Origin of the sequence: Nocardia sp. CC201C, assembly GCF_030010695.1 — a bacterium.
Taxonomy (GTDB): domain Bacteria; phylum Actinomycetota; class Actinomycetes; order Mycobacteriales; family Mycobacteriaceae; genus Nocardia; species Nocardia otitidiscaviarum.
In genome coordinates, this window is sequence record NZ_JASCXP010000176.1 from 1 (window position 1) to 14,189 (window position 14,189).

General features: G+C 65.2%; 12 protein-coding genes. 6 read left to right on the forward strand and 6 right to left on the reverse strand.

Translation table 11 applies throughout. The features are described from left to right. Window positions 1-685 precede the first annotated feature (685 nt). Window positions 686-1,480: a hypothetical protein gene (locus tag QK444_RS19150; RefSeq protein WP_282782190.1), complete on the reverse strand. Its 795-nt coding sequence runs from the start codon at window positions 1,478-1,480 to the stop codon at window positions 686-688. A 71-nt stretch (window positions 1,481-1,551) separates the two neighbouring features. Here QK444_RS19150 and QK444_RS19155 point away from each other — a divergent pair, with 71 nt between their 5' ends. Next, entirely contained in the window at window positions 1,552-2,652 is a 1,101-nt protein-coding gene (locus QK444_RS19155; RefSeq protein WP_282782192.1) for a protein kinase family protein, read from the forward strand. Between the two features lie 644 nt (window positions 2,653-3,296). On the opposite strand, the gene QK444_RS19160 is transcribed toward QK444_RS19155, so the two are convergent. Beyond that, window positions 3,297-4,121: a hypothetical protein gene (locus QK444_RS19160; protein WP_282782194.1), complete on the reverse strand. Its 825-nt coding sequence runs from the start codon at window positions 4,119-4,121 to the stop codon at window positions 3,297-3,299. Further along, window positions 4,118-5,227 carry a type III PLP-dependent enzyme gene (locus QK444_RS19165; RefSeq protein ID WP_282782195.1) on the reverse strand — a complete coding sequence of 370 codons (1,110 nt, stop codon included), beginning with the start codon at window positions 5,225-5,227 and terminating at the stop codon, window positions 4,118-4,120. Before QK444_RS19165 ends, QK444_RS19160 begins: the two co-directional genes overlap by 4 nt. A gap of 435 nt (window positions 5,228-5,662) precedes the next feature. Here QK444_RS19165 and QK444_RS19170 point away from each other — a divergent pair, with 435 nt between their 5' ends. After that, window positions 5,663-7,003 (forward strand): condensation domain-containing protein, encoded by a 1,341-nt coding sequence (locus tag QK444_RS19170; protein ID WP_282782211.1) that lies wholly within the window; start codon window positions 5,663-5,665, stop codon window positions 7,001-7,003. A 13-nt stretch (window positions 7,004-7,016) separates the two neighbouring features. After that, entirely contained in the window at window positions 7,017-8,606 is a 1,590-nt protein-coding gene (locus QK444_RS19175) for an AMP-binding protein (protein ID WP_282782196.1), read from the forward strand. A gap of 8 nt (window positions 8,607-8,614) precedes the next feature. On the opposite strand, the gene QK444_RS19180 is transcribed toward QK444_RS19175, so the two are convergent. Further along, window positions 8,615-10,066 (reverse strand): amidase, encoded by a 1,452-nt coding sequence (locus QK444_RS19180; protein WP_282782198.1) that lies wholly within the window; start codon window positions 10,064-10,066, stop codon window positions 8,615-8,617. Between the two features lie 153 nt (window positions 10,067-10,219). Between QK444_RS19180 and QK444_RS19185 the strand changes: the two genes are divergently transcribed. Next, window positions 10,220-11,146 carry a hypothetical protein gene (locus tag QK444_RS19185; RefSeq protein WP_282782200.1) on the forward strand — a complete coding sequence of 309 codons (927 nt, stop codon included), beginning with the start codon at window positions 10,220-10,222 and terminating at the stop codon, window positions 11,144-11,146. A gap of 173 nt (window positions 11,147-11,319) precedes the next feature. Continuing rightward, complete coding sequence (locus tag QK444_RS19190; protein WP_282782202.1) at window positions 11,320-12,186, forward strand: patatin-like phospholipase family protein; 867 nt, start codon at window positions 11,320-11,322, stop codon at window positions 12,184-12,186. Window positions 12,187-12,270: 84 nt separating this feature from the next. On the opposite strand, the gene QK444_RS19195 is transcribed toward QK444_RS19190, so the two are convergent. Next, window positions 12,271-13,152, reverse strand: a complete 882-nt coding sequence (locus tag QK444_RS19195) for an NAD(P)-binding domain-containing protein (protein ID WP_282782204.1) — start codon at window positions 13,150-13,152, stop codon at window positions 12,271-12,273. An 82-nt stretch (window positions 13,153-13,234) separates the two neighbouring features. On the opposite strand from QK444_RS19195, the gene QK444_RS19200 reads away from it, so the two are divergent. Beyond that, window positions 13,235-13,651: a helix-turn-helix transcriptional regulator gene (locus QK444_RS19200; RefSeq protein WP_282782206.1), complete on the forward strand. Its 417-nt coding sequence runs from the start codon at window positions 13,235-13,237 to the stop codon at window positions 13,649-13,651. A 48-nt stretch (window positions 13,652-13,699) separates the two neighbouring features. On the opposite strand, the gene QK444_RS19205 is transcribed toward QK444_RS19200, so the two are convergent. Further along, window positions 13,700-14,189, reverse strand: a 490-nt coding sequence (locus QK444_RS19205; protein ID WP_282782209.1) for an NlpC/P60 family protein, incomplete at its 5' end; no start/stop codon positions are given.

Consider the following 14,189-nt stretch of genomic DNA (forward strand, 5'->3'; position numbering starts at 1 on the left):
CATGCCGTAATTCTATCGTGGAAAGGGTTGCGGCAGAATGAGAAAACCAATTCACGCACCCCTTCCAACAAGCGCAGTCCCCGATGGATGTCGTGAGCAGAAACCGGCGCGAGCCCGCAGATCTCGCGCCGGTTGCCCTGTCCCAGAACCTACTTCAGTTTGTCGCTCGACAGCCCCGGCACCCCGTCGGGCCACGATGAGCTGCTGGATCTGCTGGATGCCTCTAAATGGATGAGGATCTCGTGACCGGTTTCGGCTACATGGAGAAACGCTTGTACTCGTCGCCCTGATCTGGGCTGATCCTGCAACGGCACGCACTGGAATCAGTGCTGGTAGACCTGTCCGGTGATATTGGATCGGCTGGTGGCCGAACTGGATTCGTTGATGACACGGGGCCGCGACCAGATTCTGTCGGCCTGACCCGCGCGCCAGGGCACGTGAGAATGTATCGGGTCTGGCCACTGACCCGGAGCAGAAGAACGGGTGGACGCTGGCGAAGCGGCGGGGAATCCTGGGTGTCACCCAAAACCGTCGTGACCATCGAATCAGTGCGTTCTGTCCGCCCTGCCCGGCCGGTCGGAAGCGACCCGTTGGCGGCAATGTAGATCATGATGCGTTCGACCACGGGACCGACCGGTTCGTTCCGCACGGTCAGCCCGCGCAGGGCACTCTCCCCGTATGGCCGTCACGGTCGCCAGCGCTCGACGTGGTGATCGTCGTAGGGCCAGCGTTCGGTTCCGAGGTCTCGAAGGACGCCGTGCCGAAAGCGCAACAGGTCCAGCCGTTCTCGGGGGGTGAGATCGTCGTCGGCAGGCGCGGGATCGTCCTCCCACCGGGCATCGATGTTGTAGTGCAATCCACCGTCGATGCAGTAGTCGCGGCGAAAGCTCGTGCGCCACTGCGAATTCGAACCCCAGCCGTTGGACAGGTCCTGCACCTTTCGATAGCAGCGCCAGAATGTCCAGTACATGCTGGATCGTGCGGCCGCGTGCGGGTCGAGGATCGACGAACCGGCGCGGACGGTGACTCCCGACCGGACCAGTAGCAGATTGCCCAGGAACGCTCCAGGCCAGTGCTGCTCGGCGATCGTGACCGGTTCTCGGGGGTCGTCGGCAACGATAACGTCGACGATCTCGTGGAAGAACGGATGGAACTCGTTCTCGGAGATGGGGACTGCGCCGATCATCGCGGTGAATTCCGACCATGCGGCGGGTGCCGCGCCCAGATAGGCGCTCTCCATGTAGTGCGGCTGATGCGGCACGAGCAGGACGTCCACGAGTCGACTCACGCCGTACAGCTGCCACCGTCGTTCCGGGGGAATCGGCGAGCGGTGCGCGGCCGGAGCGCCACATTCGTGCAGTGCGGCGCGCAGCCGTGGTCGCTGCTCGAACCAAGGTGCGAATTCGCTGACTCCCCATCCGTCGGGACATGCCAGCAGGGAATCGAACAGTGCTTTGATATCCCACACGCTGTCGGACATCAACCGAACCTACAAGATCACGAGGCGGCGCGGACGGTGGACCAGGGCTGGGTTGGACTACGTTCCATGCGGTGACGTCCGATCCGCCGCACGCTGCTCCCACCCCTGATATGTCGCGCCCGGCGCGCCTGCTCGCCCACAGCGCCGCATCCACGGCCCTGGCGCTGCATAGCGATCACGGGTTACTCGAACTTCTCGACGCAGCCGCGCCGATCGGTGCCGGTATCGGCGGAAAGTCGGCGCTATTGGAGATCGCCGGAACTCAGGTCTTCGTGAAGCGGATTCCCCTCACCGACCTGGAACGGCAGCCGGAGCACGTCCGGTCCACGGCCAACCTGTTCGACATGCCGCTCTGCTGCCAGTACGGCGTCGGCCTCATCGGCGGGCCGGGTTTCGGGGCCTGGCGTGAGCTCGCCGTGCACACCATGACGACGAACTGGGTGCTCGCGGCCGAGTACGAGCGGTTCCCGCTGATGTACCACTGGCGGGTGCTGCCTGATACGACGCCGCTGCCGGAGGAACTCGGCGACATCGATCGCGCCGTCGCGTACTGGGAGGGGCGACCGCAGGTACGCCACCGGATCGAGGCCCTCCGGGACTCCACCGCGAGCATCGCGTTGTTCCTGGAGTACATCCCGCACAACCTGCACCAGTGGCTCAGCGCCCAGATCGACGCGGACGCGCAGGATGCCGGTCGGGTCTACGCCATGGTGGAGCGGGAGCTGGCCGTCGGCACCGGATTCATGAACAGCCGCGGGCTGCTGCACTTCGACGCGCACTTCGGAAACATCCTGACCGACGGTCGACGCCTCTACTTCGGCGACTACGGCCTCGCGCTCTCCTCCGGGTTCGACCTCTCGCCGCAGGAGGTCGCGTTCTTCCACCGGAACCAGAGCTACGACCGCGGTTACACCTCCGCCTACCTGGTCAACTGGCTGGTCACCGCCGTGTACCGGCTCCGAGGGGAGGCACGCGCCGCGATAGTCCGCGCCCTCGCCGCGGGGAAACCGCCGGAGGGCGTCACCGAGGAGGCGGCCGCAGTCCTCACTCGGCACGCTCCTGTCGCCGCGACGATGTCCGACTTCATACGTGCGTTCCAGCGAGAGAGCCGCAATACCCCGTACCCGGACCAGGAAATCCGCCGCCTGCTGGACGGACCGGCCAGCGCCTGACGGATCGGCGGCAGCCCGCTCGCGAGCGACGGCAAGCTCGGCTTTCCCGGTTGTGTTTCGTTGCTGTCATGGCGGCCCTTGGGGCCCCGGCGGTACGGCACAAATACCGAATGTCAGCTGGCGACGCATGTATCATTTGCCAGTCGGCACAGCTCTGGCGCCGTTGTGACAGATGTCCGAACCGCAGGAGAGGTCGAAACATTGGCCGTACGCCGTCAATATGGTGCCGTAGCCCTCGTCGTTATCGGAATAGGTGCGCTTTTCGCGCAGGGTGGGATGAATCCGGCTCCGGCCCATGCAGCCGCACCGATAATGACCTGCGAGGAGACCGGGGGCGTGACGTGGCTGGGGCCTGGAGTCCTGGGCACGGCGACACCCGCAGCCTGGAACGCCACTGTTTCGTACAGTGATTGCTCCGGCTCCGCAATCGATGCGGACAAACCGTACCCGGTGCAGATGGTACTGAACGGAACCGAGACGGTGCAATGCGAGGGACCGACTACCGACCACCAGGGCACCGGCGTGTTGACGTGGTCGGACGGCACGACAAGCACCGTCCGGGAGGAACAGGTCAATGCGACCATGTCGGGCGATTCCGGCGAGGGAGAGTTCGCGGTCACCATCGATTCCGGCAATTACACGGGTTACAAATTCGTTGACAAGACGACGCTGACGTTCTCCGAAGGCGTATGTCCGGGCGTCACCGCTGGAACGTTCACCGGCACCTTGACAATGTTCTCCGAGTCCTGATGCCATCGTCGGCACGCCCTGCCGCTGACACGCAATTCGATCCGCCGATAGGGATTCGGGATATCGGTGTGCGGAGTACGGAAATACAGTGCCGTGCAATCCTCGAACGAGTTGTATCCGCCGCCGTCGGGCAGCAGTCCGCCGCGCTCGATCAACAATGCACCCAACCGTGCGACGATCACGTCGTCGGTCGTGTCGAGTTGCAGTGCGATATGCGACTCGTTGCATTCCGACCGCTCGTGGGTGGCGATCCGGGACAGTCCGCCACCTGTGGGCAGGGGCAGGACGAACAGCTCGACCATCGGAGAGTCGGCGTCGTGTGCGGCATCGCGCACGTGGACTATCGCGACCTCCAGGGCGTCGGCGTCCAGACCGTAGCGGCGGGCGAGTCGGCCGCGCACGACCACGCTCGGCAACGGCTCGCCGACGACCATGCCGAGGGCGCGCAGCTCGGCTAGCAATCCCTCGGTCGATGCCGGGAAGACCAGAGCGGCAACGTGCGCCAAGACGGTATGTGCCGCGACCTCGGCCCGTTGTGTTCCGGTCAGACCGGGCGCCACGACAGCGAGAACGGCATCGACCGAAGCACTACGCACGAACGACAGCGCATCGTCGAGCAGTGCCCGATCGGTTCGCTCGAGCTGCGTCGGCATTTGTGGGCTTCCCATACGACTCCTAAGGCCGACCGTGGCGTCGGCCGGGGCGACGGGCTGTCTCACCTCACCCCGACAACATAAACCGCCAAGGGCGGAAAACCGTTGCAGAACACCGACGAAAAGCTCGACGTATAGGCGCCGGTATCGAGGATCCGCACGGAATCACCGGCTCGCAGCGTGGACGGCAGGAGAACACTGGTGCGCTGATAGAGCACATCGCCGTCAGCACAGGTCGGCCCGGCGATGACCACCTGCTCCGCCGGATCACCGTCCCGGCTCGTCTCGATTCGGTAGGCAATGTATTCGGTGTCGATCAGTCCGCCGTGGCGGCCGATATCCAGGTACACCCAGCGCCGCCCGTCCGGCGCTGTGCGCACGTTCACGACCTCGGCGTGAATCACACCGGCGCTGCTCACCAGGGCACGGCCGGGTTCGACCACCAGATCGGCGTGCTCCGGGAGGTGCCGCGCCGCCGCGGCGGTGATCACCGAACCCAGCTCGGTCAGGTCCGGCACGGGGTCGGCATACGAAATCGGCATGCCGCCACCGATATTCACGGATTCGACGGATACATCCTTGGTGGCCAGCGCTTCCGCGATACCGCCGGCCTGTTCGATCCCGATCCGCCAGGCGGCCGGATCCAGCTGCTGCGAGCCCACGTGAAAGCACGGTCCGAGTACCCGGAGCCCGAGATCGCGCGCCCGCACCAGCAGCCGCACCGCTTCCCCGGGCGTGCAGCCGAATTTGGCACCGAACGACAACCGCGACCGCGGCGCTGCGGCCAGGAACCGACACTCGACCTCGGCGCCCGGGGCGTGGTCGGCGATCCGATCCAGCTCGTCCTCGGTGTCGAAGACGAACCGGCGCACACCTGCCGCGTAAGCGGTGGCGATCTGGGTCGCCTTTTTCATTGGATTGCCGTAGCACATGACGGCCGGGTCGGCGCCCAGACTCAGACACTGCTCGATCTCGCCCACGCTGGCCACATCGAACTCCGCGCCCTCATCGGCGAGTAGCCCTATCACCTCGGACACCGGGGCAGCCTTGACCGCGAAACGAATCCGTGTCGTCGGCAATGCGGACCGGAGTGCGCTGTAGTTTCGGTGTATCCGTTCGAGATCGATGACGAGACAGGGCGACACGGGCGCCGTGGATCCGATCGGAGTCACGGTGTTCCACCATATGACATATGACCGCCGTGAGAAGGTGTCGACGCGCGCCCGCGCTGCTGGTCGAAACCGGTCGGTTCCGACGCCGGGACTGTCGACTCCATGCCGTGTGCGGCAATGTCTGCCGCCGTGAGAGAGGTGCCGCCGATGGCTCACAGTACGGAGTATGGCGACGACTCCCGACGGGATCCGGTCCACGGGGAGGCGGCAATCGCACTGTGCGAGTTGTTCTCCGAGATACTCGAGATCCCGCGTGTCAGTCCGTTCATGACCTTCACCGAACTCGGAGGAGACAGTGTCCGAGCCATAGCGCTCACGGTACGAGCCAGGGCTTCGGGCCTACCGATCTGGACGGAAGACCTACTAGCCGACTGCACCCCCGAACGCCTCGCCGCCTTGGCGGCGCGCCGATCCTCGTTGCCCTCCACAGAACCCATGGCCGGGACGGCCCCGCCGGCGGCAGACTCGGGTCGGCCACAGACACTGTCGCCTCTGCAGCCGCACATGCTCGACGTCGCGGGCACGTACGGCGCGGAGACGGAGGCCGTGATGCTCTACGTCGACATCTCGGGCGACCTGGACGTACCACGACTCCAGGCGGCCGCGAAACAGCTTGTCCAGCGGCACCCGAACTGCCACTCCGGATTTCGCATCGCATCGGGGGACGGCCGGTGGGTACGCGAGGTCGGCACCGCGGTGCCACTGGCATGGCGCTACTGCGACCTCGGCGAACAGGAAATCGATGAAGCTGCCTTGCTGCGTGACGAACTGACGTCACGTTTCGACCTGACTCGGCCGCCACTGTTCCGGATCATGCTCATCAAACGTGGGCGTGCTCGATTCCGCCTGGTTGTCACGCACAGCAACATTCTCTGGGACGGGTGGTCCACCGGAATCCTCGCAGCGGAATTGGCAATGCTGTACGACGCTCCCGAGCAGCCGACGACGGCTGTCGATACCGGCACCGATCCGTATGACGACTACCTACGCTGGCTCTCTCGACAGGATCGCCGGAGCGCACTCCATGCATGGCGGAAGGTCCTGGCCGGAATCGAACGACCCACAGTTCTCGCAAGCGCAGCACCTCCGGAATCCATCGGCTCGACCGCCACAATCGAGCTGGCGCTATCGGAATCCGTCGGTACCGATCTCGAGATCCGTGCGCGCAGCCTGGGAACCACGCTCAGTACGGCCGTCCAATGCGCCTGGGGCCTGACCATCGCGGAAATCGTCGGTAGCGACGATATCGCCTTCGGATATACGACCTGTGGTCGCCCGGCTTCCGTTCCCGCGATCGACCGGGCGGTCGGATTGCTGATAAACGATGTTCCGATCCGCATGCGGATCTCCGACGCAGATACGGCGGCAAGCTTGCTCGCACAGATCCGGGATCAGCATTGCGAAATGATCCGGTATGAGTTCCTGGACTCGGACAGCATCCAGGGTGCCGCAGGATTTGTCCCACTGTTCGATACGCTGGTCGTCTTCCAGAATCTCATGCGGCCCGACGTGTACGTGCGTCAAGATTCGGGCCTGCGCATCGACGGCTATGGGATCATCGAATCGACCCACTACGCGCTGGTGCTATACGGCTACCCGGGTGATCATCTCACCTTCGAATTATCCTATCATCCGAACGTTTTCAGCCGATCGTTTGTCGACGGTCTCTGCGAACGTTTCCGCTACTACATCGAATTTATCGCCGACGACGCCGAACGCACGATTGCGTCGCTGAGCTCAGAAAGCAGCAACAGTCGTCGTTCGCATGCTCAATAGTCGAGGAGTCCCGATGTGGCCGACCGAGTTCGCACAGTCCTACCGAGCCGAAGGTTACTGGCAAGGAGAAACATTCGGTGAGCTTCTCGCTCGGCTGGCCGAGCGGCACGGAGATCGCACAGCCGTCGTCAGCGGCACCGCCCGCATCAGTTACGCCGAACTCGACCACCGAGCCGACCGCCTGGCCGCAGGGTTGCTCGAACGCGGAGTCCGCCCCGGCGACCGAGTGGTTGTCCAACTGCCGAATATCGTGGAGTTCTTCGATGCGATATTCGCCCTCACCCGTCTCGGTGCTGTACCGGTCCTCGCGCTACCCGCCTATCGAGCAACCGAGATCGAGAACCTCTGCGAAGCGACGGCGGCGGTCGCCTACATAACGACGAACGTCCCGGACGGCTTCGAGGGTCGGATGTCGGCCCGCGCCGACCCTCCGGTTCTTGTCATCGTGGTGGGCGACCCCGGGGAGAACCGGGCGCTGTCCAACCTCTACACGACCGTCCGAGAGCTCCCTCCGGGGCCGGCGCCGTGCGATACCGCGCTGCTGCTGTTGTCGGGCGGCAGCACCGGCACACCGAAATTGATCCCACGCACCCACGACGACTACCTGTACAGCGTGCGCGCCGGCGCACAGCTCTGCGGCCTTGATTCCGACAGCGTCTACCTGTGCGTGCTTCCGGTGGCACACAACTTTCCACTCGCATCGCCGGGAGTGCTCGGCACACTGCACTCCGGGGGCAAAGTCGTCCTTACCGACCGTCCGGACCCGGACCTCGTATTCGGACTCATCCAGCGCGAACGGGTGACGATCACCGCTCTCGTGCCGTCGCTGGCTCTGATCTGGTTGGAGGTCGCGGCCGCGATGGCGATAGACGTCGCCAGCCTGCGAATCCTGCAAGTCGGCGGTGCCAAACTCTCACCTGACGTCGCACGGCGATTGGGCCCGGCGTTCGGCTGCGTACTACAGCAGTCGTACGGGATGTCCGAAGGACTCGTCTGCTATACGCGACTCGACGATTCGGACGAGGTCATCACGACGACACAGGGCAAGCCGATGTCACCGGCCGACGAAATACGCATCGTCGACAACCATGACCGCGATGTACCGCCGGGCGCCATCGGTCACCTGCTGGCCAGGGGGCCGTCGACGATCAGGGCATATTGGAACGGCGGCGAGCGGAACCGAATGGCGTTCACCCGCAACGGCTTCTACCGCACCGCAGACCTTGCCCGCATCACCGCAGATGGCGATATCGTCGTCGAAGGCCGCGCCACGGACATGATCAACAGAGCGGGCGAGAAGATCGCCCCAGCCGACATGGAACGCCATGTCCGCGCCCACCCCGCTGTCCGTGACGTGGCAGTCGTCGGTGTCCCCGATCGGTACCTCGGCGAGCGCATCTGCGCATTCGTCGCCACACATCCTGATACCGATCCGCCCACCGCTGCGGACCTGAACAGATTCCTTCGCGCACGCGGCCTCGCCGAATTCAAGGTGCTGGACCGAGTCGAGACCGTGGAGAGCCTGCCGACAACGGCGGTCGGCAAGATCGACAGAAGGCGCCTTGTGCAAGCCTCCATTCCTTCATGGGAACAAGGCGTATGAACGGTGTGCTACTCCGGTGCCCGGAAGCCACCGATCTTCCGCTCCAACAGCTCGGCCAGCCGTAGTGGGGTGCGATCCTCGAACATGGGACCGATGAGCTGCACACCTATCGGCAATCCCTCGGCGGACCGACCGACGGGTATGGCGGTGGCGGGCAGGCCGGGCATGGTGGCCATGCCCGCCCAGACCAACTGATCGAAGTACGGGTATTCGACGCCGTCGATGTCGATGTGCCGGTCCTCCAGACCTCCCTTGTGGTTGTGCGGGAAGGCGGGCGTGGGCGTGATGGGGCAGACCACGGCATCGAATTCGGCGAAAAGCCGCCGCCAGCCCTGACGGTGGAGTTCGCGGCGGTGGTTCGCCTCGACCCAGTCGCGGTGGCTGAGCACCATGCCGCGCAGCCGCGCCGCGTCGAGGCTGTGGTCGTCCGCGCACAGGGTGGCGGCGTGGGTCCGTAGCTGGTCGTATGCGTCGATCGGGAGGTTCGCGGCGGCGTTCGACAGCATCAGCTGCATGTAAGTCGTCGCGGCTTCGACCGGATCGGGCAGCAGCGGACTGTGCCGTTCGACGTGAGCGCCTTCACCGGCGAGCGCCTCGGCGACTCGGTTGACGGCCGCCCGCACCGCCGAACCGGTCGGGATGAGCGGATGCTCCTCGATGATCAGGACGCGGAAGTCCGACAGCCGTTCGTGGCGCGCGGGCGGCAGTGCGATGTCGTAGGCGATGCCGTGGGTCAGCGGGTCGGGTCCGGCCATCACATCGAGCAACAGCGTGAGATCGCGGGCGGTGCGCGCCATCGGACCGACCACGGCGAGATCGAGGTCGATCGGCAGTGCCGGTGCGGGCGGCGCGACCATGCCGCGGGTGGGCGCCAACCCGAGCGTCGGCTTGTGCGCGTAGACACCGCAGAAGTGCGCGGGGGTGCGCAGCGAACCGGCGAGATCGGAGCCGATGGACAGCACACCGAATCCGGCCGCCAGGGCCGCCGCCGACCCGCCGGACGACCCGCCGGAGGTGCGGGTGTGGTCCCACGGATTGTTGGTGGTGCCGTAGATCTCGTTGAAGCTCTGGATATCTCGCAGCACCAACGGCACATTGGTCTTGCCGAGCAGCACCGCACCCGCGGCCTTCAACCGCGACACCTGCACCGCGTCCTCGGTCGGCACATGGTCGCGATACATGGGCATGCCCCAGGTCGTGGGCAGCCCGGCCATGTCGTAGGACTCCTTGACCGTCACCGGAATACCGAGCAGCGGCCGGTCCTCCCCACGGGCGCGCGCCTCGTCGGCACGCAGTGCATCGGCCCGCGCACGATCGAAGTCCGGCACACAGATCGCATTGATCCCCTCGTCCTCGCGCTCGATGCGGGCGATCGCCTCCTCGGCAAGCTCCACCGAAGTCACCGCGCCGGCACGCAGGACAGCCGAAAGTTCCGCCGCCGAAAGAAAACTCCATTCCATTGATCCGACGCTATCGATCCGCCACAGAGGACATAAAAATCCTCTTCGCACAACGGGATGGATATCTCAGTACTGGCCTCGTTCCTCTATCGTTGCTGAACGTGCGAGGTCTCCCGTACCTCGTTGCCAAAGCCCGTTGAGGAGGTTGCCCACGTGTGGACGGTGAATGCCAAGCTCGTTCACATCATGTCGGCTGCCAGAGATCGCCTCATGGGGGCAGCAGGAAAAGTGGGCGTTGGGGTACCTGCCGAGTTGCGGACGACCGGTCAGGGGATCGAGGATGCCGCGACACGCTTCGCACACGAAGACCAGGAGCTCGTCGAGCGCTTCGGCGGTATCTCGGGAGACGCCCGTATCGCAGGCGCGACGCTTCGAGCCGCACTCGACCGGGGACTGCTCACCTATCGGGACCTGCGCGATTACGTACAGCGATACGTTGTGCCGGACATGAACCCGGAGTCACCGCGGGATCGGGAACGACTCGCGGCTCGTACCTGGGGCGTCGCGATGGGGGCGAAACTCGATCACCTACGACAGCAGGATATAACCGGGATGTCGCGCGCGAAAGCGATGTGGGAATGGCAAGACGATATGGAACGCCAAGCTCGGCAGATGGGCGAGCCGCTTCCTTTTCCCGATGAGCTCAGCAGAAAATTGCCTTACCTGCGTACCGTGTACCGGGCTGACAAACGTCCACCAGAAGTCATCTTCAACGAGGGCTTCAAACCCTGGGGGGACGACACGGTGATCACGCCCGGCGCATTCGGTTACCCGCCGAAGCGAAACTACGTGTGGACTTCCAAGCGCCATGATGTCACGCCGGGCTACGTGAAAACGGGAGGCCACATCTATGTGGTGGAAGGCGCTCGTGGAGCTGTCGACATGAACGACCATTTCGGGCCGGACTACGCCATGTTCGACGACGACGAAGTGGTCTTCATGGGCGGCATTCCCGCAGACAAGATCAAAGGTGTTCTGATCGACAACAACGACCCGGACGCGGGAATCATCCCCAATCCCAACTTCGAACCCGTCGACACGACAGCGATCAGACCTCCGCGAGAAGACACACCGGAGTAGATATTGTCCCGGTCCGAATTCCACTGAGCAGCAACGGCCAGTCATGTTATTGGCCAGTAACTCGCGATTCGGATGACGAGTTGTCATCGAATCGGCGATAGCGGAAGTGCCGCTCCCCCAACACGGTTCGCGCTCACCCGCGCCGGACGACCGGTGCGCCTACGATGGCTCGCATGGACAGTGGTTGTGATCGAAAGCCCGGGGGGACTGTTCGACGCTCGGTGGTGTTGGGTGGCGGCGGAATCCCCGGGACCGCGTGGATGACCGGATTGGCCGGCGAGTTGCGCCGCCGAGGAATCGATCTCAGCTCGGCCGATTCGATAGTCGGTACCTCCGCGGGCGCGATTGTCGGTGCGGCGCTGGCGACCGGCCGCGATCTCGAATCGTTCGCCGACCATCAGGGTCCCGGCGCGGACGCTCGACCCGCGCCGAAGCCCGAGCTGCTCGCGTCGGTGTTCTCCCTGCTGTTCGACCCGAGCCTGGATCGGAATGTGATGCGGCGCAAGGTAGGTCAGCTGGCGATGGCCGAGGACCCGGCGCAGCCGAGGCACCTCGAACCAATGCAACGGCTGGTCGGTGGAATCGCCTGGCCGGACCGGCTGCGGGTTGTCGTCGTCGAGGCCGAGAGCGGTGAGCGCCAGGTCTGGACCAGCGGAAGTGGAGTGCCACTGGCGACGGCGGTATCCGCCAGCCATGCCCTTCCCGGTGCCTTTCCGCCGGTCGTCGTCGACGGCCGCCACTACATCGATGGCGGGGTGGGGTCGGCGACCAACGCCGACATCGCCGCGGACGCCGATATTGTCGTGGTCATCGAGCCACTGGCACACATGGTTTCGCGCGATCTGCCGCATAGCGAACTCGCCCACGCATCCGGCACGGTGGTGCGGTTCGGTCCCGACGCCGCCATGATCGACGTGTTCCGAACCTACGCCGCCAACCCGCTCGCGAGCTGGCCCGAAGCCTTCCGCCAAGGGGTACGACAGGCGGACTCATTGGCGCGGCAGCTGGGCGAGGCGGGCTGGGCGACGCCGAAGCGATGATTCGGCCCGTCTGACCGCGAGCGGCATGTCGGTCACGACGGTCGCGCGGGTCGGGTGCGACAGGAATGGCGAACCCGCGTGCGGCTAGCGATTTCCGGAGAGCATCGGGACGATCCGAGCGAGTCCGTCCGCCCCATGGCCTGCGTTCACCGCACGCCGGAAGACGGCGTTCGCGGCGTCGACGATGCCGGTGTCGATTCCGTGGCGCGCGATCAGATCGCGGAGAGAGGCGAACGCGTCCGAGGCCGATGCGATGGTGGTGTCGTGGCCGGGATAGTGACCGGCCTCGACCTGTTCGGCGGTGTCCGCCATCATCTCTGGCAGCAACGCGACCACAGCGGGCACGAACGACACCAGCTCGCTGCCCTTGATCCCCTCGGCCTCGGCGAGTGAGATGCCGAGTGACGTGCCGAAGAACGAGAGCCAGAACACCGACACCAGAGCGGCATCGAACGCGGCGGCACGACCGTAGTCCGCGCCCAGGTAGGTTCCCTGCCCGGCGAGCACCCGCAACGCCGATTCGGCTGTCCGATAGCCACGTTCGGAACCCGAGTACAGCACGAGCGCTTCCGCTGTCCCGATGCCCTGCGGTACCGCCATGACAGCACCGTCCACGTAGTCGGCACCGTGGTGCGTGGCCCACTCGGCTCGCCTGCGCGATTGCTCCGGGGTCGAGGACGTCAGGTTGACCAGCACCCGCCCGCGCAGCGCCGGGCCCGCGGTGCGCAACGTCTCCGCGACCGCCGCATCGTTGAGCAACGACACGACGACCAGCGGAGCGGCCGCGACCGCATCGGCCACCGACGATCCGCGTACCGCACCGAGGTCGGCCAGGACCCCGGCCTTCGTCTCGGTCCGATTCCACACCGTTGTCGGATACCCCGCCGCCAGGAATGCCTTCGCGATCGCCGAACCCATGAGCCCCAGGCCCAGGACCGTGACAGGTGTGCGCAGCGCCTCGGACATCCCAACCTCCCAATTGTTTGAAGAATATCCAACAATGATTGTTGTATTATCATCAAACTGTCAAGAGCTGGAGGAAGGCCCGTTGCCCGCAGAACTGCCGCATCCGGCAACCGCCGATCTCGAGCTGGCAGCGGTCATGCACGCGCTGTCCGATCCGGTCCGCCTCCAGTTGGTCGCCTGTCTGGCCTGTGACGAGGGCGAGAACTGCGGCGAACTCAGCCACAACATCGAACTGCACAAATCCACGCTGTCGCACCACTACCGCGTGCTACGGGAAGCGGGAATCACCCGGACGACAGTTGTCGGCCGCACCAGATTGATACGCCTGCGCTACGAGGATTTGCAGGCCCGCTTCCCCGGGCTGCTGGACGTGGTGTTCCGCGGCCTCGTCGACATGATCGAGGACGACGAGCAGTGGAACGGTTCGCCCGCGGACCGCGCGAAACTGCTCACGGCGTTGAAACGACCGGTGGACTCGCGACCGCTGCCCCAGCCGTGACCCTCGATGGACGCGGCGACTTCGCACGACGCGGCGCGCGAACCGCGTTCAGACGATGCGGACCGCGTAGGGCATGATGCCCTCCTCGCGCACCGGGGACACGCGGACGACTTCGCCGGATTGAGGGGCTTCGACCATTTTTCCGCCGCCGAGGTAGAGAGCTACGTGTTGGCTGCCGCCGGGGCCCCAGAACAGCATGTCGCCGCGTTCTCGGTCGGAGACGTTCACGCGGGTGCCCATGTTGTATTGGTAGCCGCTGTAGTGCGGGAGGGAGACGCCCACTCCGGCGAAGGCGTAGATCATGAGGCCGGAGCAGTCGAATCCGACCTTGTTGTAGTCGCCGTAGCTGTCGGCCACGCCGCCGTCGCGGATGCCGAGGGTGGGGCCGTTCTCATTGCCGCCGCCCCAGGCGTAGTCGACGCCGATCTGGGACATGGCGCGGTCGACCACCGTTTCGATGAGTTCGGCCCGACTGCCGGAGGGGATGCCGGGGAGCGTGCCGGAGCGTTGCGGGGGTGGGGAATCGCCGAGCTGGGTA

Excerpts from the sequence above, each read along its gene's own strand:
- QK444_RS19175 (WP_282782196.1), top strand. The coding sequence starts at position 7,017 with ATGTGGCCGACCGAGTTCGCACAGTCCTACCGAGCCGAAGGTTACTGG.
- QK444_RS19195 (WP_282782204.1), bottom strand. The coding sequence starts at position 13,152 with ATGTCCGAGGCGCTGCGCACACCTGTCACGGTCCTGGGCCTGGGGCTC.
- QK444_RS19150 (WP_282782190.1), bottom strand. The coding sequence starts at position 1,480 with ATGTCCGACAGCGTGTGGGATATCAAAGCACTGTTCGATTCCCTGCTG.
- QK444_RS19190 (WP_282782202.1), top strand. The coding sequence starts at position 11,320 with ATGGACAGTGGTTGTGATCGAAAGCCCGGGGGGACTGTTCGACGCTCG.
- QK444_RS19170 (WP_282782211.1), top strand. The coding sequence starts at position 5,663 with ATGGCCGGGACGGCCCCGCCGGCGGCAGACTCGGGTCGGCCACAGACA.
- QK444_RS19180 (WP_282782198.1), bottom strand. The coding sequence starts at position 10,066 with ATGGAATGGAGTTTTCTTTCGGCGGCGGAACTTTCGGCTGTCCTGCGT.